At 73.5% G+C, this 25,560-nt stretch carries 22 protein-coding genes; 15 read left to right on the plus strand and 7 right to left on the minus strand.

Going from position 1 to position 25,560, the window contains the following annotated elements:
* Nucleotides 1–9 precede the first annotated feature (9 nt).
* The 3 genes from manA to cysC are packed head-to-tail and all read right to left on the minus strand — an operon-like array spanning nt 10 to nt 4,002.
* Nucleotides 10–1,242, minus strand: coding sequence for a mannose-6-phosphate isomerase, class I (gene manA, locus ABFT23_RS12040; RefSeq protein WP_347895452.1), 1,233 nt, complete (start codon nt 1,240–1,242; stop codon nt 10–12).
* Between the two features lie 16 nt (nt 1,243–1,258).
* Nucleotides 1,259–2,245 (minus strand): sulfite exporter TauE/SafE family protein, encoded by a 987-nt coding sequence (locus ABFT23_RS12045; protein WP_347895454.1) that lies wholly within the window; start codon nt 2,243–2,245, stop codon nt 1,259–1,261.
* The gene (cysC, locus tag ABFT23_RS12050) at nt 2,245–4,002 is read right to left on the minus strand and encodes an adenylyl-sulfate kinase (protein WP_347895456.1); all 1,758 of its coding nucleotides are present in this window, start codon (nt 4,000–4,002) and stop codon (nt 2,245–2,247) included. The genes ABFT23_RS12045 and cysC overlap by 1 nt, the downstream gene beginning before the upstream one ends.
* A 99-nt stretch (nt 4,003–4,101) precedes the next feature.
* Between cysC and ABFT23_RS12055 the strand changes: the two genes are divergently transcribed.
* From ABFT23_RS12055 to ABFT23_RS12120, 14 genes are all read left to right on the plus strand, one after another.
* Nucleotides 4,102–5,079 (plus strand): asparaginase, encoded by a 978-nt coding sequence (locus tag ABFT23_RS12055; RefSeq protein ID WP_347895458.1) that lies wholly within the window; start codon nt 4,102–4,104, stop codon nt 5,077–5,079.
* Nucleotides 5,080–5,517: 438 nt separating this feature from the next.
* Nucleotides 5,518–6,843, plus strand: a complete 1,326-nt coding sequence (locus ABFT23_RS12060; RefSeq protein ID WP_347895460.1) for a sugar transferase — start codon at nt 5,518–5,520, stop codon at nt 6,841–6,843.
* The gene (locus ABFT23_RS12065; protein WP_347895462.1) at nt 6,840–8,252 is read left to right on the plus strand and encodes an O-antigen ligase family protein; all 1,413 of its coding nucleotides are present in this window, start codon (nt 6,840–6,842) and stop codon (nt 8,250–8,252) included. Before ABFT23_RS12060 ends, ABFT23_RS12065 begins: the two co-directional genes overlap by 4 nt.
* A complete protein-coding gene (locus ABFT23_RS12070; protein ID WP_347895464.1) occupies nt 8,159–9,205 on the plus strand; it encodes a glycosyltransferase family 4 protein in 1,047 nt (348 codons plus the stop codon). The genes ABFT23_RS12065 and ABFT23_RS12070 overlap by 94 nt, the downstream gene beginning before the upstream one ends.
* On the plus strand, nt 9,199–10,734 hold the full coding sequence (locus ABFT23_RS12075) for a flippase (RefSeq protein ID WP_347895466.1): 1,536 nt from the start codon (nt 9,199–9,201) through the stop codon (nt 10,732–10,734). Before ABFT23_RS12070 ends, ABFT23_RS12075 begins: the two co-directional genes overlap by 7 nt.
* The gene (locus tag ABFT23_RS12080; RefSeq protein WP_347895468.1) at nt 10,731–11,855 is read left to right on the plus strand and encodes a glycosyltransferase family 4 protein; all 1,125 of its coding nucleotides are present in this window, start codon (nt 10,731–10,733) and stop codon (nt 11,853–11,855) included. Before ABFT23_RS12075 ends, ABFT23_RS12080 begins: the two co-directional genes overlap by 4 nt.
* Nucleotides 11,852–13,027 carry a glycosyltransferase family 4 protein gene (locus ABFT23_RS12085; RefSeq protein ID WP_347895470.1) on the plus strand — a complete coding sequence of 392 codons (1,176 nt, stop codon included), beginning with the start codon at nt 11,852–11,854 and terminating at the stop codon, nt 13,025–13,027. The genes ABFT23_RS12080 and ABFT23_RS12085 overlap by 4 nt, the downstream gene beginning before the upstream one ends.
* Nucleotides 13,024–14,934, plus strand: coding sequence for a GNAT family N-acetyltransferase (locus ABFT23_RS12090; protein WP_347895471.1), 1,911 nt, complete (start codon nt 13,024–13,026; stop codon nt 14,932–14,934). Before ABFT23_RS12085 ends, ABFT23_RS12090 begins: the two co-directional genes overlap by 4 nt.
* A gap of 199 nt (nt 14,935–15,133) precedes the next feature.
* Nucleotides 15,134–16,243 carry a cellulase family glycosylhydrolase gene (locus ABFT23_RS12095; protein WP_347895473.1) on the plus strand — a complete coding sequence of 370 codons (1,110 nt, stop codon included), beginning with the start codon at nt 15,134–15,136 and terminating at the stop codon, nt 16,241–16,243.
* Between the two features lie 5 nt (nt 16,244–16,248).
* Complete coding sequence (locus ABFT23_RS12100) at nt 16,249–17,523, plus strand: Wzz/FepE/Etk N-terminal domain-containing protein (protein ID WP_347895475.1); 1,275 nt, start codon at nt 16,249–16,251, stop codon at nt 17,521–17,523.
* Nucleotides 17,520–18,623 (plus strand): glycosyltransferase, encoded by a 1,104-nt coding sequence (locus ABFT23_RS12105; protein ID WP_347895477.1) that lies wholly within the window; start codon nt 17,520–17,522, stop codon nt 18,621–18,623. The genes ABFT23_RS12100 and ABFT23_RS12105 overlap by 4 nt, the downstream gene beginning before the upstream one ends.
* 85 nt (nt 18,624–18,708) lie before the next feature.
* On the plus strand, nt 18,709–19,131 hold the full coding sequence (locus ABFT23_RS12110) for a helix-turn-helix domain-containing protein (RefSeq protein ID WP_347895479.1): 423 nt from the start codon (nt 18,709–18,711) through the stop codon (nt 19,129–19,131).
* 3 nt (nt 19,132–19,134) lie between these two features.
* The gene (locus tag ABFT23_RS12115; protein WP_347895481.1) at nt 19,135–19,710 is read left to right on the plus strand and encodes a hypothetical protein; all 576 of its coding nucleotides are present in this window, start codon (nt 19,135–19,137) and stop codon (nt 19,708–19,710) included.
* 137 nt (nt 19,711–19,847) lie between these two features.
* Nucleotides 19,848–20,129, plus strand: a complete 282-nt coding sequence (locus tag ABFT23_RS12120; RefSeq protein ID WP_347895482.1) for a DUF2516 family protein — start codon at nt 19,848–19,850, stop codon at nt 20,127–20,129.
* Nucleotides 20,130–20,179: 50 nt separating this feature from the next.
* Here the strand turns inward: ABFT23_RS12120 and ABFT23_RS12125 are convergent, their stop codons facing one another.
* Nucleotides 20,180–21,562: a bifunctional dTDP-4-dehydrorhamnose 3,5-epimerase family protein/NAD(P)-dependent oxidoreductase gene (locus tag ABFT23_RS12125; protein WP_347895484.1), complete on the minus strand. Its 1,383-nt coding sequence runs from the start codon at nt 21,560–21,562 to the stop codon at nt 20,180–20,182.
* A 4-nt stretch (nt 21,563–21,566) separates the two neighbouring features.
* A complete protein-coding gene (gene rfbB, locus ABFT23_RS12130; protein ID WP_347895486.1) occupies nt 21,567–22,568 on the minus strand; it encodes a dTDP-glucose 4,6-dehydratase in 1,002 nt (333 codons plus the stop codon).
* A gap of 102 nt (nt 22,569–22,670) precedes the next feature.
* Here rfbB and rfbA point away from each other — a divergent pair, with 102 nt between their 5' ends.
* Nucleotides 22,671–23,537: a glucose-1-phosphate thymidylyltransferase RfbA gene (rfbA, locus tag ABFT23_RS12135; protein WP_347895488.1), complete on the plus strand. Its 867-nt coding sequence runs from the start codon at nt 22,671–22,673 to the stop codon at nt 23,535–23,537.
* A 98-nt stretch (nt 23,538–23,635) separates the two neighbouring features.
* On the opposite strand, the gene ABFT23_RS12140 is transcribed toward rfbA, so the two are convergent.
* Together ABFT23_RS12140 and ABFT23_RS12145 are read right to left on the minus strand one after the other, a co-directional pair.
* Nucleotides 23,636–24,556 (minus strand): GDP-mannose 4,6-dehydratase, encoded by a 921-nt coding sequence (locus ABFT23_RS12140; RefSeq protein WP_347895490.1) that lies wholly within the window; start codon nt 24,554–24,556, stop codon nt 23,636–23,638.
* Nucleotides 24,557–24,564: 8 nt separating this feature from the next.
* A complete protein-coding gene (locus ABFT23_RS12145) occupies nt 24,565–25,557 on the minus strand; it encodes a GDP-mannose 4,6-dehydratase (protein WP_347895491.1) in 993 nt (330 codons plus the stop codon).
* Nucleotides 25,558–25,560: the final 3 nt, after the last annotated feature.

Genomic DNA, 25,560 nt, shown 5'->3' on the forward strand with positions numbered 1-25,560 from the left:
GGGCCGTCCTCACAGGGCCACCGCGCCGACGGCGACGCGGCCCTGCCCGCTGACGTCGACCGCGCCGTCGGCGTGCGGGACGAACACCGACTCGCCCCGGGTGGCCGTGATGCTCGTGGCGGCGTCGCCGCGGGCGGTCACCGTGACCGTGCCCTCGAGCACCAGCACAGCCCGGGGCCCGGTCGCCGGCACCCGGCGCAGGGGCGTGCGACCGACGGTGAGCGAGAACTCGGCGACCGGCGGCTCGAGGTAGCAGAAGTCGGGGGTGCGCTCGGAGGGGTCCCAGCGCGGCGGGGGGATCGGGGTGAAGTTGGTGACCTCGACCAGCTCGTCGACGTCCATGTGCTTGGGGGTCAGGCCCGCGCGCAGCACGTTGTCGGACGACGCCATGATCTCGACACCGAAGCCCTCGAGGTAGGCGTGCACGACGCCGGCGTTGACGAACATGGCCTCGCCGGGGGCCAGCAGCACGTTGTTGAGCAGCAGCGTGACGAGCACGCCGGGGTCGCGGGGGTAGGCCCGCACCAGCTCGCCGACCCGCGCGAACACGCGCACCGCCTCGGCCCTCACGCGCTCGTCGCCCCGGCGGTGGACGGCGTGCCGGGTCTGCTCGCGCTCGGCGCGGGCTCCGGCGTGGCGAGCGGCGTCGCCGACGTCGCGCAGGATGCGCCCGAGCGCACGGCCCTCGAGCGCCATGGTGTCGACGACGACGGCCCGCAGCGCCTGGAAGGCGGGCCCGGTCTCGAGCCGGGCGGCGGTGCGCTCGGCCCAGTCGACCTTGAGCAGGCGCAGCAGCGCCGTCGTCCGCTCGATCTCGCGGAAGCCGGCCAGGCCCTCGAAGCGGGTGAGCGCGAAGATCAGCTCGGGCTTGTGCCGCTCGTCCTTGTAGTTGCGGGTGCCGTCGTCGACGGGGATGCCGGCTTGGGTCTCGAGGCGGTGACCGATGCGGGCGCGGGTCTCGCTCGGGTGCACCTGCAACGACAGCGGCTGGTCGACGGCGAGCACCTTCATCAGGAACGGCAGGCGGTCGCCGAAGATCCCGCACACCCGCGAGCCGAGCAGCGGCTCGGGCGTCTCGGCGATGACGGCGTCGAGACGGCGTCCGTCGGGCAGGGTCGAGGGGTCGCTCTCGTGGGCGCCGATCCAGAGCTCGGCCTCGGGGCCGCCCGTCGGCGGCCGGCCGAGGAACTCCGCCATCCGGCTGGTCGACCCCCAGGCGTAGTCGCGCAGGGGGTTGCCCATGAGGAACACGGGTCGCCTACTTGCCCGTGCGGTCGGCGTAGGTCGTGCCCTCGAGCTCGGCGACGGTCGGAGCGCCGTACATGGGCAGGCCCTGGCCCTTGCGCAGGAAACCCCACACCAGCGGCACGAGCACGACCATCGCGACGCCGGTCGCGGCGATGAAGTAGGGCTGCGCGGTCTCGCCGAACGGCTCCCAGCCTGCCTTGCCGAGCAGCGCGACGCTCGACATCGTCAGGACGACGACGATCGCGCGGCGGATGAACGACTGCGGCACCTTCGGCGCGAGCTTGCTGCCGAGGATGGTGCCGGGGATCGAGCCGACCAGCAGCGGGATCAGCAGCTCCCAGTCGAGGCCGTGGATCGCGATGTTGGAGATCGCGGCGGCGAGCACGAGCGGCACGGCCTGCACGAGGTCGGTGCCGACCAGCTTCACCGCCGACAGGCCCGGGTAGAGCATCAGGAGCGCGACCATGATCACCGAGCCCGAGCCGACGCTGGTGATGCCGACGAGCAGGCCGCCGAGGGCGCCGACGAGCAGCGTGGGGATCGGGCGGATCGTCGGGTTCTCGTCGCCGAGGGCGCCGCCGGAGCGCACGCGGCGCAGGTTGAGGTAGAGCCGCGCCGCGTAGGTCGACGCCGCCAGCAGCAGCGCGATGCCGATCGAGAACTTGAGCACCTGGTCGAGCTGGTCGGCGTCGTCGGTCAGCGCCTTGACCGCGTAGGGCCCGAGCAGCGCCATCGGCACCGAGCCGATGATCAGCCACTTCGCCAGCGTCAGGTTCGGCGAGCCCTCGCGCGAGTGCACCAGGGCGCCGCCGGACTTGTAGACCGCGGCGGCGGTGAGGTCGGCCGAGACCACGGCCGCGGCCGACTGGTGCGGCGCGAGGAACAGCAGCGCCGGCGTCATCAGCGCGCCACCGCCCATGCCGGTGAGCCCGACGACGATGCCGACGAAGAAGCCGGCGGCCAGGATGCCGAGCGCGGTCATGGTGAGCAGGTCCATCAGGATGTCCTCAGTCTCGGGACGACGGTGGTCAGGTAGGCGTCGACGAGCGTGGCACACGACTCGGCCGCCTCGTCCCCGCGTCCGTACGGGTCGGGGACGTCGAGCTCGGTCGAGGCCGGCCCGCGCCGCTCGCCGATGCTCTGCAGCAGGGCGTCGCGGTCGAGGTCGCCCGGGGCCTGGCGCACGGCCTCGGCGAGCTGGCCGAGCGTGAACACCTTGCGGAACGCCTCGGGGTGGTCGTCGAGCACGAACTGGCGGTGCGTCGCCTCGGCGGTGACGACGAGGTCGGCGTCGTCGAGCAGCTCGCGGGTCAGCGGCCGGCTGCGGAACGCCTCGACGTCGGCGGGGTCGGCGCCGTGCCTCAAGGCGGCCGCCGCAAGAGGCGGGTTCATCGGCGCGTCCTGCCAGCCGTGCGCGCCGGCGCTGCTGAACTCGACGCCGGACGTCGCGACCGGCCCGGCGATCCGGCGGGCCACGACCTCCATCGTGGGGCTGCGGCAGATGTTGGCGGTGCAGACGAAGAGCACCCGGAGCGGTCGCTGGTCGTCGACGGCCTCGGCGGGGGTGGGCCGCAGGTCGAGGTAGCCCTGGACCGCGAGCTCGTCGAGCACGTCGCCGAGGGCGTCGTCGATGGTGCGGCCGGTGGTGTCGACGACGACGTCGGCGTCGTCGGGTGCCTCGTAGGGCGAGGAGATGCCGGTGAACTCGGGGATCTCGCCGCGCCGGGCCTTGGCGTAGAGGCCCTTGCGGTCGCGCCGCTCGCACTCCTCGAGCGGCGTCGCGACGTGGACGAGGAAGAACGCGCCGCCCGCCTCGTCGACCATCGCGCGCACCTGCTGCCGCGTCTCGTCGAACGGTGCGATCGGGCTGCACACCGCGACGCCGCCGTGCCGGCTGATCTCGGCCGCGACCCAGCCGATGCGGCGGATGTTGGTCTCGCGGTCGGCCTTCGAGAACGTGAGGCCGGCGCTGAGGTGACGGCGGACGACGTCGCCGTCGAGCGTGGTGACCGTGCGGTGGCCCTGCTCGAGCAGGCGGTCCATGAGCGCGCGGGCCAGCGTCGACTTGCCGCTGCCCGACAGGCCGGTGAAGAAGAGCACGAGGCCCTGCCGGTCGGGTGCGGGCCGGTCGGCGTCGACGATGTCGGCGAGCTCGGCGAGCGGCTCGCCGTCGTCGACCAGGCCGACGACGGGGTCGCCGCCGGCGTAGGTCGTCACGACCTGGACGCCGAGGTCGTGGTCGACGTCGGCGTCGCCGTGGCTCGCGAGCGGGACGGCGACCACGACCGCGTCGAGCGAGGCGGCCACGCGGAGGGTGGCGCGCAGCAGCGCGACGGGGGAGAGGCCGGGCGTGCCGTGGCCGACCAGGGCGAGGAGCGTGACCGGCCCGAGGGACTGCAGCTGGTCGAGCTGGGCGTCGGTGACCGCGTCGGTGACCGGGACGACGGTGCGCTCGGCGTGCTGCGCGCGGACCTGCGCCGGCGTCAGGTAGAGGCGGCGGAACGGCCCGTGCTGGGGGTGGGTGAGCGCCTCGACGCGCCGGCTGCCGTCGTCGTCGCGGTGCGCGAGGGCGAGCGGGAGGCCCTCGGGGTCGACCAGCTCGACGGTCGGCTCGGCCGCGAGCGCCTCGGGCAGGTCGAGGGTGACCGGCGAGCCGGGGACGTCGAACGCGGTGAGGGGGGTCAGGGCGCCCGACGTGAGCAGCTCGAGGTCGTCGAGCTCACGGGGCGACGGGCAGTGCTGAGGGCTCGACACGCCGGACATCCTGCCAGTGGGCGGTAGGTGACCCACCGTTCCCGGGTCGAAGTCGGGGCGAGATGGTGGCTCACGCGCCGCCCACCTAGCCTCCAGGGTGTGAGCAAGCCAGAGATCGTCGCCGAGATCGTCCGCTCCGGGTTCGTGGAGGGCCACCACTACGGCTCGGTCGTCGCGCTCGACGCCGACGGGTCGGTGGCGTGGTCGGTGGGTGACGCCGACGGCCCGATGCTGGCGCGCTCGTGCAACAAGCCGCTGCAGGCGCTCGGCATGGTGCGCCTCGGGCTCGACCTGCCGCCCGACCTGCTCGCGCTGGCCTGCGCCTCCCATTCCGGCGAGGACTTCCACCTCGACGGCGTCCGGCGCATCCTCGCCGGCGCCGGGCTCGACGAGAGCGCGCTGCAGACCCCGCCCGACCACCCGCTCGACGACGTCGCGCGCGAGGAGGCGATCCGGGCCGGCCGGGCCAAGGACCCGATCTCGATGAACTGCTCCGGCAAGCACGCCGCGATGCTCGCCACCTGCGTGCTGCGCGGCTGGGACGTCGCCACCTACCGCGACGCCGACCACCCGCTCCAGGTCGCGATCGCGGCCACGTTCGCCGAGCTCACCAGCGAGCCGGTCGAGGTCGTCGCCGTCGACGGCTGCGGGGCGCCGCTGCTCTCGACGTCGCTCACCGGCCTCGCCCGTGCGTTCCGCGCGCTGGCGGTCGCCGACGGCGGGCCCGAGCGCCGCGTCGCCGACGCGATCCGGCAGCACCCGGCCAACGTGTCCGGCACCCGGCGCGACGAGCTCGGCCTGCTCACCGCGCTGCCGGGCGCCATCGGCAAGGCGGGCGCGGAGTCGTGCTACGCCGTCGCCCTGCCCGACGGCCGGGCGGTCGCGCTCAAGACCGACGACGGCGCCCCCCGCGTGCGACCGGTGCTCATGGCGGCCGCGCTGCGCCGCTCGGGCGTGCACGACGAGGCCGTCGACGCCACCGGCGTGCTGCCGCTGCTCGGCGGCGGACGACAGGTCGGCGAGATCCGGGCGACCTTCGAGGCGGCGCCTCCGGCCGCCGACGGCGCACACGTCTAGACCAGTGGTCGCGAGATCTGGTTCACATTCCGGGGTTACGGGTGGTGGACCGAATCCGAGCGGATCTTGAAGGTCTTGAGGTTTCCTTGAGGCTAAGCACCGGTCTGAAGGGGTTGAGTGGGCCTCGGGGGAATTGATCCGGCTGTGCTCAGCCAGGTGCTCGGAACATCGCGTCGCGGGTAACGCCGACGTTGGTTTTGTGTGGATCTGCTGTTGCGGGCTGTCCGGGAAGGTTGTCCCTGTCATCAGGGGGTGGCCGCCCCACGCGGCCCACGACAGGAGTAGCAAGTCATGTCCGTATGGGGGGAAACGACGCGAGCGTCGGCCGCACGGGTGTTCCGTCTCGAGGCAGTCAACGCCACCAACCGTCATCTCGAGCCGATGGGCCCGGCCGACACGGCCGACCTCGTCGGGCCCGCGGGTGGCGATGCTCTCACGATGCCGCACCGCCGGCACCTGCTCCCGCCGGCGCTCGTCGCCGTCGACGCCGTCGCCGTGGCGCTCACGCTGCTGCTCGTCGGCGCCTTCGCCTGGTGGCCGGCCTACGTCGCCGCCGTGGCCGCGGTCGTCGTCGCCGCGCAGACGCTGAGCCTCTACCGCGCCCGGCTGACCGTCTCGGTGCTCGACGACATGCCCTCGCTGCTCGTCGCCGCCATCGCCGGCATCGGTGCGCACCACCTCGCCGACATCACCCGGGCCATCACCCCGCTCTCCGCCGCGGTCGAGATCGCCGTCCTCATGGGCACGCTCGCGGGCCTGCGCGCCGGCCTCTACGCTGTGGTGCGTGAGGCCCGACGCCGTGGGTTGTTCGCCCACCGCCTCCTCGTGCTCGGCACCGGCGAGGTCGGCCGCAAGCTCGTGCGCTCGGCCCTCGACCACCCCGAGTACGGCCTGGTGCCCGTCGGCTTCGTCGACGACGAGATCCCCAGCGACTTCCGCGACCTCGACGTCCCGCACCTCGGCGGCATCGACGACCTCGCCCGCCTGGTGCGCCGCGAGCACATCAGCGAGGTCATCATCGCCTCGGGCGTCGAGGGCGAGAGCGTCGTCGACACCGTCCGCGAGTGCGACCGCCTCGACACCGAGGTCTTCGCCGTGCCCAGCCACTACGAGCTGCACCACCGCAGCCGCGACATGGACGAGCTGTGGGGCATCCCCCTCACGCGCTTCCGCCGCGGCACCTGGCGCACCCCGTCGTGGCGCCTCAAGCGCGCCTTCGACGTCGTCGCCTCGGGCGGTGCCCTGCTCGCGCTGTCCCCGCTGCTGCTCGTCGTCGCCCTCGCCGTCCGGCTCGAGATGGGCAAGGGCATCATCTTCCGCCAGGTCCGCGTCGGCCTCGACGGTGCGCCGTTCACCATCTACAAGTTCCGCTCGCTGCGCCTGCCGGCCGACGCCGGCGCCGTGTGGTCGATCAACGGCGACGCCCGCCTCGGCCGGGTCGGCAAGTTCATCCGCGCGACCTCGATCGACGAGCTGCCCCAGCTGGTCAACGTGCTGCGGGGCGACATGAGCATCGTCGGGCCGCGCCCCGAGCGCCCGGTCTTCGTCGACCAGTTCAGCGCCGAGGTCCCGCAGTACCACTCGCGCCACCGCACCCCGGCCGGCCTCACCGGCTGGGCCCAGGTCAACGGCCTGCGCGGCGACACCTCGATCGCCGAGCGCGCCCGGTTCGACAACTACTACATCCAGAACTGGTCGCTCTGGCTCGACGCCAAGATCATCACCCGCACCGTCGGCACCGTCCTGCTCAGGCGCGGTTCGTGAGCCTCGGCGTCCTCGACTCGTTCGAGGCCGCCGCCCTCGCACTCGTGGGCGCGGTCGTGCTGGGGCACGTCGCGCTCGCCGTCTGTCGTCGCCCGCAGCTCGGGCTGCTGATCCTCGCGCTCCTGCTGCCCTTCGACGGGCTCCTGCAGATCGTGTCCTTCGGCGAGACCGTCGGGCCGTGGAAGGAGGCGCTGACCTGCGCCACCCTCGCCGCCACGTTCGTCGCGCCGGCCTCGGCCCGCCGTCGTCCGCCCGACGGTGGTGAGACGCTGCTGTCGCGGCTGCCCGGCTGGGTGCCGGCCCTCGTGGTCTTCGTCGCCCTCGGCCTGGTCTCCGCCGTCGTCGTCGGCGGCACCGTCGGGACCTGGGGCTTCAAGATCGGCTACTTCTACCTGCTGGTGCCGATCATCCTCTGGCGCTGCCCGTTCGACGCGCGCGATCGCGACCGCCTGGTCACCATCCTCATGGGCACCGCCGTCGCCGTCGGGGCCTTCGGGCTCGTGCAGCAGGTGCTCGGCCCCGAGCGGCTCAACGCCCTCGGGTGGGAGTACAACACCGCGATCCGGTTCTCCGGCGACCTGATGCGCTCGTTCTCCACCTTCACCCAGCCGTTCTCGTTCGGCCTCTACCTCGGCTTCGTGCTGCTCGTCGCTCTCCCCGTGGCGATGGCCGACTGGCAGCGCACCCGCAACCTGCTCTTCCTCGTGGCCTCGCCCTTCCTCGTCGTCGCCATGGCGTCGTCGGTCGTGCGCGGGGCGATGCTCGCCCTCGTCGTCGGCGGCCTCGTGCTGGCGGCGTGGCGCTTCCGCGGCCTGCTGCACGCCGGCGTCCCCGCGCTCGTCGCGCTCGCCTTCGTGCCGGCCTCGGCGCTCACCGCCTACTTCTCCTCCAGCAGCCTCGGCGAGCGCACGTCGGGCTGGTCCGACATCATCTCGCTGGTCGCCGCCGCACCGCTCGGCAACGGCGTCGGGACGACGGGCGCGGCCGCGGAGAAGTCGCTCGAGCTCGGCGTCGACCCCGACCTGCTGGTCACTGTGCCGTCGACCACCGGCGTCGACCTCTACCTGCCCGACAACCAGTACGTGAAGACCGCCATCGAGCTCGGTCCGATCGGCCTGTGGCTGTTCCTGCTGCTCGGCGCCGGCATCATCGCCTCCGCCTTCGCGGCGGCCCGCCGCACCGAGGGCGACGACCGCGCCCTCGCCCAAGGCATCGCCGCCGCCACCATCGGCGCCGCGGCCGCCTCGCTCGTCTCGACCTACCTCGAGATCTTCCCGCTCGACTTCTACTTCTGGCTCACCGTGGGGATCCTCCTGTGCCTGGACACCGCATCAGCTTCAACGCCCTCGCCCTCCGCCCCGGCGGCAGCGGGGTCCAGACCTACGTCCGCGAGCTCCTCGGCGCGCTGAGCACCGCGACCGGCACCCCGCTGGTCGCGCACGTGCAGGACGACGCCGCCGGCGAGCTGCCCGCCTCGGTCGAGGCCGTGCGTCACCCCGTCTCCAGCGGCGCCCGCCGCGCCCTGGCCGGGCTCACCATGCGACCTGGCCCGGGCCTGCTGCACGGCCTCGACGTCGACCTGCCGCTGCGCACCGAGGGCCCTCTGGTCATCACCGTGCACGACCTGTCGGTCTTCGACGTGCCGTGGGCGCACGGCGGCGTCCGCGCCCGCGGGGAGCGGCTGCTGGTCAGCCGCGCGGTCCGGCGGGCCGACGAGATCATCGCCGTCAGCAACTTCACCGCCGAGCGCATCGCCGCCCTGTTCGGGCGCAGCAGCACCGTCACGCACCTCGCGGCCGGGCCCGAGATGTCGCCGCCCGACGCCGCCGAGGTCGAGCGCGTCCGTCGCCACTACGACCTGCCCGCACGCAGCGTGCTCTACCTCGGCAACGTCGAGCCCCGCAAGCGCGTCGACCTGCTCGCCGCCGCCTGCGAGCGCGCCGGCGTCAGCCTGCTGGTCGGTGGGGCGGTCGCGCCGGGCGTGAGCGTGCCGGCCTCGGCGCGCCCGCTCGGCTACGTGCCCGCCGCCGACCTGCCCGGCCTCTACGCCGCCGCCGACTGCGTCGCCTACGCCTCGGTCTACGAGGGCTTCGGCCTGCCGCCCGTCGAGGCCATGGCCTGCGGGGCCGCCGTCGTCACCACCCGCGTCGGCGCCCTGCCCGACGTCGTCGGCGACGGCGCCCGGCTGGTGCCGGCCGACGAGGAGCACCTGCTCGTGGATGCGCTGCGCGAGGTCGTCTGCGACGCTGGTACCAACGCCGGCCTGCGGTCGGCGGGCGTCGACGCCGCCGCCCGACTGCGCTGGCACGACACGGCCGCGCAGACCCTGTCCGTCTACCGAAGGCTCGACGTCCCGTGCTGAGACGACCCGCCACCGAGGAGGCGACCGACCAGGTGCCGGACCGTGCGCCGGACGACGCCCTCGGCGAGCACCACGACGACCAGGGCCACCGCGCCCTGCTCAACACCAGCTGGCTCATCGGCAGCCGGCTCGGCCAGGCCGTGCTCGGCTGGGGCGGCACGCTGCTCATCGCCCGGACGCTGTCGATCGAGGACTTCGGTCGCTTCACCCTGATCTTCACCATCCTCGGGCTGATGTCGGTGGTCACCGACATGGGCATCGGCCGCATCGCCGTCCGCGGCATGCTCGGCGAGCTCGAGGGCGACGACGGCCAGCCGCTCGCCGGCGGCGACGCCGCCCACTTCGCGGGGGCCTACCTGCTGCTCCGCACGCTGCTCGGCGTGGTCGGCTACGTCCTGGTGATCGTCATCGTGCTCGCCCTCGGTCACCCGCGGGTCGCGGTCGGCGCCGCCGTGGCGGGCGTGGTGGTGCTGCTGGCCACCCCGTCGTCGGCCCTCGACGTCGTCTTCCAGGCCCGGCTGCGCATGGGCGGGGTGAGCGTGCTCGGCGTCGTCGGGCTGGCGGCCCAGTTCGCGCTCACCGCCGCGCTCGCCGCGGCCGGCGGCACCCTGCTGCTGTTCTGCATCCCCGCGGTGCTGTGCCAGGTGGTGATCCTGGCCTGGAAGATCCCGGCCGCCCACCGCCTCGTGCCGATCCGCCTGCGTGTCGACCGGGCGCTGTGGTGGCGCATGCTGCGCGAGGCGCTGCCCCTCACCGTCGGGCTCGGCCTGGCCACCATCTACTACCGCGTCGACGCGATCATGCTCTCCCAGCTCGACGACTTCGACGCCGTCGGCATCTACGGGGTCTCCTACAAGTTCATCGACATCGTGCAGTCGGTGGCCGTCGCGGTCACGGTGCCGCTGCTGACCGTGCTGGTCACCACCTGGCCCGGCGACCTGGCCGGCTTCCGCGCCGCCGTCCGACGCTCGACGATGCTGCTCGGCCTGCTCGGCGGCACCGCCATCGTCGGGCTCGTCGGCTTCGCCGAGCCGCTCACCTCGGTGCTGTACGGCGAGCACTACGCGGTCGGCGCCAACGCCACCAAGGTCCTCGCCGTCGCGATCGGCCTGGCGCTGCTGACCAGCCTGGCCATCACCTGCCTGGTCGCGATCGAGCGCCACCGCGGCTACCCGCTGGTGATGCTCGCCGGGCTGGTGCTGAACCTCGGGCTCAACATCGCCCTCATCCCGGCCTACTCCTACCGCGGCGCCGCGGTGGCCACGCTGATCTCCGAGGTCGTCGTCCTGACGATGCTGTGCGTGCTGCTGCTCCGGGTGCGCGAGCTGCGGCCCTGGGGGCTGGGCCGCTTCCTCGTCGTCCCGGTCGCCATCGGCGCCGGCGTGGGGGTCGGGATCGGCGCCGACCTCGTGCTGCCGTGGGTGCTCGCCGCGACCCTGGCCGTCGCGGCCTTCCTCGGCGCCGCCACCGCCGGCGGGGTGCTGGCGGCCTCCGGCGTCAGCGGGTCGTTGCGGAAGGTGCGCTCGTGAGGCTCGTCGCCCTCAACGCCACCGGCCAGGTCTCCGGCGCCGAGCGGGTGCTGCTGCGCACGCTCGCGGCCGCCGTCCGCCGGGGGTGGGACGTCGAGTGCCTGTGCCCCGACGGCCCGCTCGCGGCCGAGGTCGCCGCCACCGGCGCCCGGCACCGGGCGGTGCCCGAGCTCGGCCTGGCCGACGGACCGCGTCCGGCCGCGGCGGTGCGCACCGTCGCCCGGTGGGGCCGCGCGGCCCGCACCCTGCGGCGGGCCGCGCGCGAGGCCGACGTCGTCCTGGTCAACTCGCTGCTCGCGCTGCCCACCGTGCGCCTGGCCGCTGCGGCCCGGTCGGCGCCGGCCGTGTGGCTCGCCCACGACGTCGTCGTCGCGCCGAGCCGGCTGCGGCTCTACCGCGCCTGCCGGGCCGGGCTGGCCCGGGTCGTCGGGGTGTCCGAGGCCGTGGCGGTGCGGCTGCGCGACGACGTTCCCGGCAGCGGGCCGGAGGTCACTGTCGTCCACAACGGCGTCGCGCGCCGCGAGCGCGCCCCGCGCCCGGCCGTGTCGGCCGAGCGCCCGCCCGTCGTGGGGCTCAACGGCCTGCTGACGTCCTGGAAGGGCCAGCACGTCCTCCTCGACGCGCTCTGGATGATCGACCGGCCCGTGCGGGTCGAGCTGATGGGCGGCCAGCTGCCCAAGGACGCCGACTACGCCGCCTCGGTGCGCGCCCGCCTCGAGGGCACCCGGCTCGGCGAGCGGGCCACCGTGCTCGGCCACCAGTCCGACCCGCTCGGCGTGATGGCCGGCTGGACGGTCGCGGTCAGCGCGAGCACCGACCCCGAGGCGTGCCCGCTCAACGTGCTCGAGGCGATGAGCATCGGCGTCCCGGTGGTCGCCAGCGACCACGGCGGCTCGCCCGAGGTGCTCGACGGCGCCGGCGTGCTCGTGCCGCCCGGCGACGCGCCGGCGCTCGCCGCGGCCCTCGCGCGCCTGCTCGACGACGCCGACCTGTGCGAGCAGCATGCGGTCATGGGCCTCGAGCGGGTGCGCCGCGCGCACGACGCCGACCGCCAGGTCGACGCGCTCCTCGGACAGCTCGACACCGTCGCGGGCTCCGTGCGGCAGGGTGGTGCCCCGTGAGGGTGCTCTTCGTCAACGAGAACATCGGTGGCCACGCCAGCGTGCACACCCACCTGCGTCGTGCGCTGGTCGACCACCCCGACGTCGAGGCCGACTTCATCGACGTCCCGCCGCCGAGCGGACTGCGTCGGGCCGTGGGCACCCGGGTGCCCGGGCTCGGGCGCCTCGACCTCGACCTCCAGTCGTTGCGGGCCCAGCTGGCACTGAGCCGGTGGGTGCGTCGTCGCATCCTGCTCCGCCTCGGCGAGGTCGGCGCGGCCGGCCCGCGCTACGACGCCCTGCACGTCTACACCCAGAACGCCGGGCTCCGCAGCGCCGACATCATCGCCTCGATGCCCTCGGTCGTCTCGACCGACTCCACCAACGTGCTCAACGCCTACCGGCTGCCCTACCGCGAGGCCACCCGGTTCACCCCGTGGGCGGTCAAGCAGGCCCGGCGGTTCGAGCAGCCGGTCTGGGACGCCGCCACCCTCGTGGTCGCCAACACCGCGTGGGTGGCCGAGTCGATCCGCGACGACTACGGCGTCGGCGACGACCGGCTCCGCACCTACCCGTTCGGCATCACCGCGCCCGACCTCGGCGACGGTCCGGCGCCCGGCACGGTGGCGCCCCAGGGCCTGCCGCAGATCGTCTTCGTGGGTCGCCAGCTCGGGCGCAAGGGTGCGCTGCGGCTGCACCGGCTCCACCAGGAGCACCTCGCCGACGTCGCCGAGCTGGTGCTCGTGACCACCGAGGAGGTGCCACCCGGGCGCAACGTGCGCGCGGTGCACGACGTGACGGTGGGCTCGGGCCGGCTGTGGGAGGTGCTGCGGGCCGGGGCGATCTTCTGCTTCCCCAGCACGATCGACCAGGCGCCCAACGCCGTCATCGAGGCGATGTGCGCGGGCCTGCCCGTCGTCGGGCTGGAGCTGTCGGCGATGCCCGAGATGGTGCCGCCCGAGTGCGGGCGCCTCGTCGCCCGCGACGACGACGCCGGCCTCGTCCGGGTGCTGCGCGAGCTCATCGACGACCCCGCGCTGCGCGCGCGCATGGGCCAGGCCGGTCGCGAGCGGTTCGCGACCACCTACGACGCCAAGGCCTCCACGGCCAGGCTCGTCGCGACGTTGGCCGAGGCCCGCGAGAGGTTCGCCGCCGCGAGCGCCGACGGGGCCGGGCCCGGGCCCCGGTCGTGACGGCGCTCGACAAGAGCTCGGGGGTCGTGGCCGCCGTCGGCCGGGCGGCGTCAGGTCGCGCCGCCCACGGTGGCGGCATCGTGCTGGCCTACCACGACGTCGTCGGCACCCGCACCGAGCTGCGCGACCCGCTCGACGTCACCCTCGCCCAGCTGGTCACCCACGTGAAGGTGGTGCGCCGGCTCGGCTTCGAGGTCGTGCCGCTCGACGCGATCGGCGCCCGCGCCGCCCGGGGCGAGCCCACCGACGGGCTCGCAGCCATCGCCTTCGACGACGCGCTCGAGGGCGTGGCCCGGCACGCGCTGCCGGCCCTGGTCGAGCTCGACGCGCCGGCCACGCTGATGGTCGTCGGCGACGGCTGGGGCGAGCACCCGGCCTGGTGGCCCCAGATGGGCCGCACCATGACCGGCGTCGAGCTCGCCGAGGCCGTCACGCTCGGCTTCGACATCGCCGCCCACACCCGCACCCACGTCTCGCTCGCGGGCCTCGAGCCCGGGCGGCTCCGCGACGAGGTCTGCGGCACCCGCGACCGGCTCGAGCAGCTCCAGGGCCGAGCGGTCACCCAGTTCGCCTACCCGTTCGGCCACTTCGACCGCGCCGCCCTCGACGCCGTCGCCGACGCCGGCTACGAGGCGGCCTACACCTTCCTCAACGGACGCATCGGCGTCGACGACGACCGCCTCCGGCTGCCGCGCCTGACCATGGGCCAGCACCACGACGCCACGCGCCTCGCCTACCACCTCGCGCGCCCGGCCGGCACCTGGCCCGACCACCAGCTCGACCGCGTCGTCGAGCAGCACACCGGCGACGTCATCCCCACCGCGGGCCTGCGGTGCGAGCTGGTCAGCGACCCCGCCCGGGCCGCCGACCTCGCCGACGCCTGGGACGCCCTCGCCGACGAGGTCGGCGCCGGACCGCTCGTGCGCCCCTCCTACGCGCTGACCTGGTGGCACCACGTCGGCCAGGGGCGGCTGCTCGTCGGCGCCGTCCACGACGGCGACCGGCTCGTCGCCCTCGCGCCCCTGCACGAGCGGCGCGCCGGCCCGATCGGCGTCGTCCGGTGGCTCGGGCACGGGCTCGGCACCGTCTCCGAGGTGCTCGTCGCGCCCGGGCGCGACGACGCCGCGACGCTGCTCTGGACGACGCTCCTCTCGCCGCGCCGCGTGCTCGACCTCGTCGAGGCCCGGGCCGACAGCCCGGCGCTGGCGGCCCTCGTGGCCCTCGACCGGCCCCGTCGTCCGGTCACCGTCACGCCGCGCGACCGGTGCCCGGTCACCGAGCTCGGCGAGACCGGGCTCGCCCACCTCGAGGCGCCCAGCGCCCGCCACGCGCGTCGCGTGCTCCGGCGGGCCGACCGCGACCTCGCCGCCGACGGCCGCACCTACTCGGTGCAGGTCGCGGTCGACCGGGCCAAGCTCGAGGAGCTGCTGCCCGACCTGCGGCAGGTCTTCGACCACGCCGAGGCGGCCGCCCCCAAGCAGCACCTGCTCCACGAGCCGTGGGGCGGGTTCACCCTCGACTACCTGCGCCGCGAGGCCGACGCCGGCCGGTGCATCACGCTGGTCGCCTACGTCGACGAGCACCCGGTCTCGTTCCTGCTCGCGCTGCTGACGCCGTCGACCGCGACGATGTCGCTCTTCACCACCCGCTACGACCCCGCAGGGGCCAGGTACAGCCCCGGGCACCTGATGTTCCGCGAGACCTTCCGCATCGCACCCGACCACGGCGTCCGTCGGGTCGACATGCTGCTCGGGGTCTCGCAGACCAAGAGGCAGTGGTCGAACGGCGGCTACGACACCGTCGAGGTGCGCGCCGGCTCGAGCGCGGCGTGGCGGGTGGTCGACGCCGCCGTCGCCCTGGCCGAGCGGCGCAACCACCGATCGGACATTTCGTCTGGCTCGTTGTGAGTGGTTACCCGAATCGTTCGACCCTATGTCACCCCCAGCGGTGTCGCGTCCCGTCACAGTCCTGGCATGCTGATCTCGTCCGGCGGTCTCCCCCCCACCGCCGGGAGAGGACGTGTGCGACATGGTCGCGAACACGCGCTTTTCTGCGCACCCCCAACGCGCTCGCCGTCGAGCGATCCCCCTCACGCTGCTCGCGTCGATGGCCCTCGCCGTCACGCTGCTGGCCGTGCCGACCGCCTCGGCCCGTGAGCCGCTGGCCGCGGCGTCCGTGAGCGCGGCCAAGCCGGGCGCGGCGAACGCCGTCACGGCCGACGCCGCCGAGCGGCGCCAGAAGAAGCGCAAGAAGTGGAAGGCGCCCCGGGTGCCGGTCGGCGTCAGCCCCGGCTTCGGCGTCATCGACCTCTCGCCCGCCGCCCAGGCCGCCGACTTCCGTGCCGCCAAGAGCGCCGGCGTCAACCGGGTCCGCCTCGACGTCGGCTGGGCCCGCATCGAGCAGAGCCCGGGCCAGTACAACTGGGCCGACACCGACCGGGTCATCCGCTCGGCCCGCCAGGCCGGCCTCCAGGTGCTGGCCGTCACCGGCTACCGGCCCCACTGGGCCCGCCCGCTCAAGGAGGCCGCCGGCCGCCGGCAGTTCGCCCGCTTCGTCGGCGCGGCCGCCCGTCGCTACCGCACGCAGGTGCGCTCGTGGGAGCTGTGGAACGAGCCCAACCGCACCATGGGCTGGGACGGCGACCTGCCCAGCCCCGTCGTCTACGCGCGCATGGTCGACGTGGTCGGCGCCGCCATCCGCCGCAGCGCGCCCCGGGCCCGCATCGTCATCGGCGCCTTCTCGCCCGCCGACGACGCCGCCGACGGCAGCGCCTACTCCCCGGTCACCTTCCTGCGCCAGGTCTACGCCGCCGGCGTCGACCGCCGCCGGTTCGACGCGGTGTCGGTGCACCCCTACAGCTATCCCGCCCTGCCGGGCAGCACCGAGAGCTGGAACACCTTCTTCCGCATGCGCGCGATGTACGACGTCATGCGCCGCGCCGGTGACGGCCGCAAGAAGATCTGGATGACCGAGTACGGCGCCCCGACCGGCGCCAGCGACCGCTCGGTGCCCGGCGACCTGCAGGCCCAGATGATCACCCAGGCCATCACGCTGGCCCGCCGGCTGCCGTTCACGGGGCCGATCTACCTGTACGCGTTGCGCGACCTGAGCAACGAGCCTGCCGACATCGAGTCGAATTTCGGTCTGATCGGTCACGACGGACAGCCCAAACCGGCCTACTTCGCCCTGAGGAGCATGCTCCGCAGGGCAAACTGAGGCCCATGGATCTACTCGAGCAGGCGGCCGGCGTCTGGGCCAGGCGTTGGATCGTCCTCGCGGTGGCGGTCGTCGCGGCCGTCGGCGTGTTCGCCTGGCGCTCCACCGCGCCGGAGCACTATACGGCGTCGGCGACCGTGCAGGTGCGGGTGCCCGTCACCGACGACAGCGACCCGACTCCGCAGGTGTCCTACTACGCCACGCAGGTCAGCGGCCGGGCCGCGACGCCCGGGGTCGTCGAGGCGGCGCTCGGCCTGCTCGGCCGTGACGACGACAGCGACGCCGTCCGCGACGCCGCCGAGGAGATCACCACCGACGCCGGCGACGAGCCCGGGTTCGTCGTCATCAGCGCCTCCGGCGAGTCGGGCGAGGAGGCGGCCGTGCTCGCCGACGCCGTGGCCCAGGTGCTCGGCGACCAGGTGCGCACCGACCAGGCCGACGACGTCGCCGAGAAGCGGTCGGCGATCACCGACTCCATCGCCGCGGTGGCCGAGGAGCGCCGCCGCACCGCGGCGACCAACGACATCTTCGCCGTCGGCGCCCTCGACCGCGAGCGCGAGGCGCTGCTCGGCGCCCTGCGCACGCTGGCCGACACCAACCCGTGGCGCCTCGCCCTGGTCGAGCCCGCCGACGTCCCCGAGTCGCCCGACGCGCCGCGACCGCTGCGCGACGCCCTGCTCGCCTTCCTGGTCTTCCTCGTCCTGACCGCCGAGGGCGTCGTCCTGGTGCGGGCGTTCCGTGGCTCGCTGTCGGCCCGCGACGCCGCCGCCGACGTCACCCGCGCGACCGGCCTCGCCGCCACCGTCGTCCCGGCCTCGGCCGGTGCCACCGCGGTCGCGCCCCTGCTTCCGGCGATCGGCGAGGCCCGCGACGTCGTCGTGGTCGGCGTCGGCGCCGGCGCCGAGGGGCGCAGCGCCGGCCTGCTGGCCGACCTGCTCGCGGCCCGCGGCGACCTCGTCGTGCTCCACGACGTCTCCGACGGCTCGAGCGCCACGGCCGGCGACGACGAGCGCGTCGTGCTCGCGGCCGAGGTGGCCACGGTCGACGACCTGCTGCCGCTGGCCTCCGCGCTGTCCGGACCCGTCGTGCTCGAGGTCGACCAGCGCACGAGCCGGCGCGCCATCCAGAGCGAGGTCACCACGATGCGCGCGCTCGACCTCGACGTCGTCGCCGTGGCGCTGCGCGAGTCGGTGCGCTCGCCGGGCCGCGAGTCCCGTGGCTCCGACGACGCCGCCGGGGTCGACGAGCGACGCGAGGCGACGGCAGGCGCGACCGCGTGAGCCGCACGGTCGTCGTCCACGAGCGGTTCACCGAGCTGGGCGGCTCCGAGCGGGTCGTCGAACAGCTGGTCACCGCCTTCCCGGGCGCCGAGGTGTTCGTACCCGTCGGTGACGACCGCGGCCGTCCCGAGGGCGTGCCGGCGTCCAGCGTGCGCACGAGCGGGTTGCAGCGGCTCTACCGCAACGACGGTCGCTACGCGCACCTCCTGCCGCTGCTGCCGATGGCGATGGCGCGCGCCGACCTGTCCGACGCCGACCTCGTGCTCACCTCCCACCACGCGTTCGCCCAGCGGGTGCGGGTGCCCGACGGCGTCCCGATGGTCAGCTACGTGCACACGCCCGCGCGGTGGATGTGGGAGGCCGGCACCCGGGCCGGTGAGCCCGGCGGCCGCATCGGCGAGGTGGGGCTGACCGCGTTCGCCTCCACCCAGCGTGCCGCCGACCGCCGCGCCGCCGCCCGCCCCGACCGCCTCGTCGCCAACTCCACCGCTGTCGCCCAGCGCATCGAGGACTGGTGGGGTCGCGAGGCGCTCGTCGTCCCGCCGCCGGTGCGCACGCACCTCTTCGGTGTCGACGAGGGCGTCGAGCGCGACGACTTCTACCTCATCGCCGGCCGCCTGGTGCCCTACAAGCGCCCGGAGGTCGCGGTCAGCGCGGCCCGGCGCGCCGGCGTCCGGTTGATCGTGGTGGGGGAGGGGCGCGCCATGGCGGCGTGCCGTGCCCACGCCGGCCCCGGCATCGAGTTCGCCGGCCGCGTCGACGACGCCACGATGCTCGACCTCATGCGCCGGGCCCGGGGCCTGCTGTTCACCGGCGTCGAGGACTTCGGCATCGTGCCGGTCGAGGCGATGGCCTGCGGCACCCCGGTGATCGCGCTCGGCGAGGGCGGCGCCCTCGACTACGTGCGCGACGGCGAGACCGGCCTGCTCGTGCACCCGCACGGGGCGACGCACCACCAGCACGCCGACGCCTTCGCCGACGCGCTGCGCCGCATGGACGCCGTCTCGTTCGACCCCCACGCCATCCGCCGCCACTCCGAGTACTTCTCCGAGGAGAACTTCCGCGCGCGGATGACCTCGGTGGTCGCCGGCGTCCGTTAGCCCGGGACCCTTGGGGGTATCGCTGTGACCAGACCCACGCTAGCTCTGTTTGCGTTTTGCTAGCTGCTGCTAGCACCATGGAGGCATGGCCAAGAGCAAGGTCGGGCAGACCGTCGAGTCGCTCGGCGACTACCTCAAGGAGCAGCGGCTCGCGTCGCGACTCTCCCTGCGGCAGCTCGCCCAGCAGGCCGGCGTCTCGAACCCCTACCTGAGCCAGATCGAACGCGGTCTGCGCAAGCCCTCGGCCGACGTGCTGCAGCAGATCGCGAAGGCGCTGCGCATCTCCGCCGAACAGCTCTACGTGCGCGCGGGGATCGTCAGCCCGGAGCCGGGTGCCGGAGGCACGGTCGAGCTGGCCGTCCTCGCCGACGCGGGCCTCACCGAGCGGCAGAAGCAGTCGTTGCTGGATGTCTACTCGTCGTTCCTGGCGCTCAACGCCGCCGAACGGCCCGCGGACGACGACGAAGAAACCACCACCACCGCCACTACCCACCCTCAGGAGAGCTGACCCATGGCGAAGACCAAGATCGACTTCAAGTCCCTCGAGATCCCCGCGGCCGCCCAGAAGCCGCTCTACGCCGGCGTCGGCGCGGGCGACCTGGCCGTCACCGCCGTCAAGGAGTACGTCGCCGACGTGCAGAAGCGGCTGAACGGCCTGCAGAAGGACGCCACCGCCCGCGTGAGCGACGTGCAGAAGACCGTGACCGACTTCGACGCCGCCAAGCTGCAGAAGTCCGCGCTCGAGCAGGCCAAGGCCCGCCGCGCCGCCGTCGAGGCCCGGGTCGCCGAGCTGCAGGCCCTGCCGACGAAGTCGCAGGCCGCCGCCAAGGAGTACGCCGGCACCGTGACCGGCACCGTCGTCAGCACCTACACCGACCTGGCCAAGCGTGGCGAGGCCGTCGTCAAGGGCACCAAGCTGCCCTCGAGCGCCTCCGTCGAGGTCAAGGTCAACACGACCAACCCCGCCGCGAAGAAGACCACGGCCAAGAAGACCACGGCCAAGAAGGCGCCTGCCAAGAAGACCACCGCCAAGAAGGCGCCGGCCGCCAAGAAGGCCCCGGCCAAGAAGGCCACGTCGGCCAGCTGAAGAGCCGGCGACGAGCAGCCGACGCTGTTCTGAGCCTCGCCGCACGCGTGCCACCCGGGCCTCCGCAGGTATGAGCTGCGGAGGCCCGGGTGTTCGGCGTGTCCGGTCAGGCGTCGTCACGTTAGGGTGCTGCCACCATGAATGTCTTCGAGGCCGAGAGCATTGTCCGGCTCGTCATCTACCTGGCGTGCCTGACCGTCTCGATCTTCGCCTTCGTCAACTCGCTGCTCTACAAGCCCGAGGCCTACGAGGCCGCCGGCAAGCTCAACAAGCCGACGTGGTGCACGATCCTCGGCATCGGGGTCGTGCTCTTCTTCGTGCCGGTCCCGCTGCTGCTGATCAACTTCATCCTCCTGATCGCCGCGCTCGTCTACCTCGCCGACGTGCGACCCGCGCTCGCCAGCCTCTACCGGCGCTGACGCCCTCCGCGGCCCCGGACGTCGGATTCGCGCCCGCGCGAGCCGGCGGGTCAGGCGGACAGGTACCGGCGGAGCGCACGCATGGCGGGCTCGCTCTCGAACCCCGTCGCAGCCAGCTTGGTGAGGTCGAAGGTGCTGTGCAGGGGCCGCGGTGCGAGCGCCTTGCCGGCGAAGTACTCCTCCGTCGTCACCCGGCCGACGTCGGCGGCGTCGCGGCCGCTGAGCGCGTAGACCTCCGCGGCCACGTCGGCCCACGACATCGCCTCGCCGCCGTTGCTCACGTGGTAGATGCCGTAGTCGGCGCCCACGTCGAGCAGGTGCCGGATGGCGCGCACCAGCTCGGTGGTGAACGTGAGCCGGCCGACCTGGTCGTCGACGACGCTGGGCCGCACGCCGTCGCCGGCGAGGCGGGCCATCGTGCGCACGAAGTTGTGGCCCTCGCCGATGAGCCACGACGTGCGGACGACGTAGTGCCGCTTGGCCGTGCCGGCGGCCAGGTCGCCGGCCGCCTTCGACTGGGCGTAGACCCCGAGCGGCGAGACGGGCTCGGTCTCGTCGTGCACCTCGCGGGTGCCGTCGAAGACGTACTCGGTGGAGACGTGCACCAGCGTGAGCCGGTGGGCGTCGGCCACCGTGGCCAAGGTGGCCGGCGCGGCGGCGTTCGCGGCCCAGGCGGCCACCCGGCCCTCGGGCGTCTCGGCCTGGTCGACGGCGGTGTAGGCCGCGGCGTTGAGGATCACCGAGTGCTCGTGCCACGGCCATGCGGCGACGGCAGCCGGGTCGGTGACGTCGAGGTCGTCGAGGTCGACGCCGACGGCGTCGGGGAAGGCGGCCATGAGCGCCCGGCCGAGCTGGCCGTGGCAGCCGATCACGAGCGGCGTGCGCGCCCGCATGCGCACGGCGTCGGCCAGCTGCGGGTTGGCGCGGTCCTTGTCGCTGATCTCGGCCTCGTCGAGCGGGATCGGCCAGTCGATCGCCACGGTCGGGTCGGCGAGGTCGAGCGCGGGGTAGGTGAGGCCGGGACGCCAGTGCTCGTTGACCAAGTAGGCGTAGGCGACGCCGTCCTCGAGGGTCTGGTAGCTGTTGCCGACGCCGCGCGGCACGAACACGGCGGTGCCGGGGTCGAGCTCGATCGTGAAGGTCGTGCCGTAGGAGTCGCCGTCGCGCATGTCGACCCAGGCCGCGAACGCGCGGCCGTTGGTCACCGAGACGAACTTGTCCCACGGCTCGGTGTGGATGCCGCGCGTGGCGCCGCGGCGGGCGTTGAACGAGACGTTGTTCTGCACGGGGTCGAAGTCGGGCAGGCCGAGGGCCACCATCTTCTCGCGCTGCCAGTTCTCCTTGAACCAGCCGCGGGCGTCCTCGTGCACGGGCAGGTGGACGACGAGCAGGCCGGGGATCGGCGTGGTCTCGACGGCGAGGTCGTTGGGCACGGCTTCAGGCCTGACCTTTGGCTGCGTAGGAGGCCTCGGTGGCGGCCTTGTGCGGGCCCCACCAGTCGCGGTGGTCGGCGTACCACTGGATCGTGCGCGCGAGGCCCTCGCCGAAGTCGGGGAAGGCCGGCGTCCAGCCGAGCTCGGTGCGCAGCTTGGTGGAGTCGATCGCGTAGCGCAGGTCGTGGCCGGCGCGGTCGGTGACGAGGTCGTAGTCGTCGGCCGGGCGGCCGAGGTTCGTCAGGATCATCTGCACGACCTCGAGGTTGTTCTTCTCACCGTCGGCGCCGATGAGGTAGGTCTCGCCGATGCGGCCCCGCTGCAGGATCGTCCAGACGGCCGAGCTGTGGTCCTCGGCGTGGATCCAGTCGCGCACGTTGGTACCGGTGCCGTAGACCTTCGGCCGACCGCCGTCGAGCACGTTGGTGATCTGGCGCGGGATGAACTTCTCGACGTGCTGCCAGGGCCCGTAGTTGTTCGAGCAGTTGCTGATCGTCGCCTCGACCCCCATCGAGCGCACCCATGCCCGGACGAGGTGGTCGGAGCCGGCCTTCGCGGCGCTGTAGGGGCTGCTCGGGTTGTACGGCGTGGCCTCGGTGAACCGGGCGGGGTCGTCGAGCTCGAGGTCGCCGTAGACCTCGTCGGTCGAGACGTGGTGCAGCCGGACGCCGTGCTTGCGGCACGCCTCGAGGATCACGAACGTGCCGACGATGTTGGTCTGGATGAACGGGCCCGGCTCGCTCAGCGAGTTGTCGTTGTGGGACTCGGCCGCGAAGTGCACCACGGCGTCGTGCTCACCCACGAGCTCCTCGACCAGCGGCTGGTCGGCGACGTCGCCGACGACCAGGCTCACGCGGTCGGCGGGCAGACCCTCCAGCGACTCGCGGGAGGCCGCGTAGGTCAGCTTGTCGAGCACCGTGACGACCGCGTCGGTCTGGTGCACGAGGTGGTGGACGAAGTTGGAGCCGATGAAGCCGGCGCCGCCGGTGACGAGGATCCGTTGCACGCGGTGCACTCTACGAGGCAGCGGTGCCTGGTCCGAATGTCGGCTGCGAGGGTCGAGGCGGCGAATCTGACGACGGTGCCTCGATGCGACACGATGGGGCACATGCGCGGAATCATCCTGGCCGGTGGCACCGGCTCGCGGCTGCACCCGATCACGCACGCCGTGAGCAAGCAGCTGATGCCGGTCTACGACAAGCCGATGGTGCACTACCCGCTCTCGACATTGATGCTGGCCGGCATCCGCGACGTGCTGGTGATCACCACCCCGCACGAGGCCGAGCAGTTCGTCCGCCTGCTCGGCGACGGCTCCCGCTTCGGCATCTCGATCTCCTACGCCGTGCAGCCGAGCCCCGACGGGCTCGCGCAGGCGTTCGTCATCGGCGCCGGCCACATCGGCGACGACCGGGTCGGCCTCGTGCTCGGCGACAACATCTTCTACGGCGGCGGCCTCGGCACCCGGCTGCGCCGCTTCGCCGACCTCGACGGCGCCGCCGTGTTCGGCTACCGCGTCGCCGACCCGACGGCCTACGGCGTCGTCGAGTTCGACGACGAGTTCCGGGCCGTCTCGTTGGAGGAGAAGCCGGCCCAGCCGCGCAGCCAGTACGCCGTCCCGGGGCTGTACTTCTACGGCAACGACGTCGTCGAGAAGGCCGCCTCGCTCAAGCCCTCCGCCCGCGGCGAGCTCGAGATCACCGACCTCAACCGGCTCTACCTCGACGAGGGCCGCCTGCAGGTCGAGGTGCTGCCGCGCGGCTCGGCGTGGCTCGACACCGGCACGTTCGACGACCTCAACGACGCCAGCAACTTCGTCCGCGCGATCGAGGCCCGCCAGGGCACGAAGGTCGGCGCGCCCGAGGAGGTCGCCTGGCGCATGGGCTACATCAACGACGACGAGCTGCGCGCCATCGCCGAGACGTTGCTCAAGAGCGGCTACGGCACCTACCTGCTGGGGCTGCTCGAGCACGGATAGCCGGCCGAGCGGAGCTCGGCGTGCCGTGGCGCTTCCAGCGGACGCGACGGGCCACGGCGGTCTCATGGTCAGGTACGGCTCGTCGTGCCGAGGCGTGGTCAACCGTGCAGGTCGGCGTCGACCATGCGGCCGACGACCTCCTCGAAGCCGATCGTGGGAGCCCAGCCCAGACGGGCCCTCGCGCGGGAGGCGTCGCCGACCAGCTCGGTGGCGTCGGCCGGACGCACGAACGCCTCGTCGACCTCGACCAGCCGCTCCCAGCCGCTGACCCCGGCGCGGGCGAAGGCCGTTCCGACGAAGTCGCGCACCGAGCGCGCGACGCCGGTGGCGATGACGTAGTCGTCCGGCTGGTCGGCCGCGGCGGCCAGGCGGAGCGCGGCGACGTAGTCGGGTGCCCAGCCCCAGTCGCGACGGGCGTCGAGATTGCCCAGCACGAGCCGGTCGGCCTCGCCGCGCGCGATCGCGGCGACGGTCGAGGTGATCTTGCGGGTCACGAACTGCTTCGGACGACGTGGTGACTCGTGGTTGTACAGCACCATGCTCGATGCGTGGAGGCCGCGCCGCCGGTAGACCTCGACGGCCAGGTGGGCGTAGGCCTTGGCGGCACCGTAGGGGTTGAGCGGCCGGACGGGCGTCGACTCGTCCTGGGGGGAGGTCGCCGGCTCGCCGAAGATCTCGGCGCTCGAGGCCTGGACGACGCGGGCACCCACCAGCCGCGCCGACTCGAGCAGCGCCACCGCGGCGGTGCCGTTGACCCGTGCGACCAGGTCGGGCTGCTCCCACGACAGCGCGACCGAGGAGATCGCGGCGAGGTTGTAGACCACATCGGGGGACAGGTCGCGGACGAGGGCACGGGTGGCGTCGACGTCGGCGAGGTCGCCCACGTGGCCGACCACCCCGGCGGGCACGACGTCGTGCCCGAGGCCGAGCGAGTGCACCTCGACGCCGTCGTCGAGCAAGGCCTCGGCGAGGTAGCCGCCGTCCTGGCCGCCGACGCCGGTGACGAGGGCCCGGGTCATCGGAGGAGTCACTTCCAGCCGGCGCGGAACGCCTCGATGTCGGCCTGGACCATCAGCGAGACCAGTTCGGTGAAGCTCACCCTCGGCTTCCAGCCCAGGACGTCGCGGGCCTTGGCCGCGTCGCCGATCAGCTGGTCGACCTCGGCGGGGCGCACGAAGCGCTCGTCGAAGCGGACGAAGCGCTCCCAGTCGTCGATGCCGACGTGGGCGAAGGCCGTCTCGACGAACTCGCGCACCGAGTGGGTCTCGCCCGTGCCGATGACGTAGTCGTCGGCGACCGGCTGCTGCAGCATCAGCCACATCGCCTCGACGTAGTCGCCGGCGAAGCCCCAGTCGCGCTCGGCGTCGAGGTTGCCCATCACGAGCTCGTCCTGGAGCCCGAGGTGGATGCGCGCGACCGCCTGGCTGACCTTGCGGGTCACGAACTCCGGACCGCGGCGCGGCGACTCGTGGTTGAACAGGATGCCGCTCGAGGCGTGCATGCCGTACGACTCGCGGTAGTTGATCGTCATGTGGTGCCCGAAGACCTTGGCGACCCCGTACGGCGAGCGCGGCCACAGCAGGGTGCGCTCGTGCTGCGGGACGTCCTGCACCTTGCCGAACATCTCCGAGCTCGATGCCTGGTAGAACCGCACCCGCCCGAGGTCGTCGCGGCAGTGCAGGCGCAGCGACTCGAGCATGTTGAGCACGCCCTTGGCGGTGACGTCGGTGGTGAGCGCGGCCTGCTCCCACGAGTAGGCGACGAACGAGACGGCGCCGAGGTTGTAGACCTCGTCGGGGTCGGACTCGCGCAGCGCGCGGATGAGGCTGCTCATGTCGGTCAGGTCGCCGTTGTGCAGCGTCACCGTCGGCAGCAGCTCGCGCACCAGGCCGAGCTTGGGGTTGTTCTGGCCCCGGATGAGGCCGTGGACGTCGTAGCCCTTCGCGACGAGCAGCTCGGCGAGGTAGAGGCCGTCCTGACCGGTGATGCCGGTGATCAGTGCGGAGGGCGCGGGTGCCATGGC

The organism is Nocardioides secundeburneus (assembly GCF_039939255.1).
GTDB lineage: Bacteria > Actinomycetota > Actinomycetes > Propionibacteriales > Nocardioidaceae > Nocardioides.

What these genes read in the sequence shown, in the direction of transcription:
- ABFT23_RS12140 (WP_347895490.1), bottom strand. Translation starts at nt 24,556, where the DNA reads ATGACCCGGGCCCTCGTCACCGGCGTCGGCGGCCAGGACGGCGGCTAC.
- ABFT23_RS12120 (WP_347895482.1), top strand. Translation starts at nt 19,848, where the DNA reads ATGAATGTCTTCGAGGCCGAGAGCATTGTCCGGCTCGTCATCTACCTG.
- ABFT23_RS12115 (WP_347895481.1), top strand. Translation starts at nt 19,135, where the DNA reads ATGGCGAAGACCAAGATCGACTTCAAGTCCCTCGAGATCCCCGCGGCC.
- ABFT23_RS12145 (WP_347895491.1), bottom strand. Translation starts at nt 25,557, where the DNA reads ATGGCACCCGCGCCCTCCGCACTGATCACCGGCATCACCGGTCAGGAC.
- ABFT23_RS12060 (WP_347895460.1), top strand. Translation starts at nt 5,518, where the DNA reads ATGCCGCACCGCCGGCACCTGCTCCCGCCGGCGCTCGTCGCCGTCGAC.
- ABFT23_RS12110 (WP_347895479.1), top strand. Translation starts at nt 18,709, where the DNA reads ATGGCCAAGAGCAAGGTCGGGCAGACCGTCGAGTCGCTCGGCGACTAC.
- ABFT23_RS12100 (WP_347895475.1), top strand. Translation starts at nt 16,249, where the DNA reads ATGGATCTACTCGAGCAGGCGGCCGGCGTCTGGGCCAGGCGTTGGATC.
- ABFT23_RS12095 (WP_347895473.1), top strand. Translation starts at nt 15,134, where the DNA reads ATGGCCCTCGCCGTCACGCTGCTGGCCGTGCCGACCGCCTCGGCCCGT.
- ABFT23_RS12045 (WP_347895454.1), bottom strand. Translation starts at nt 2,245, where the DNA reads ATGGACCTGCTCACCATGACCGCGCTCGGCATCCTGGCCGCCGGCTTC.
- manA (WP_347895452.1), bottom strand. Translation starts at nt 1,242, where the DNA reads ATGGGCAACCCCCTGCGCGACTACGCCTGGGGGTCGACCAGCCGGATG.
- rfbA (WP_347895488.1), top strand. Translation starts at nt 22,671, where the DNA reads ATGCGCGGAATCATCCTGGCCGGTGGCACCGGCTCGCGGCTGCACCCG.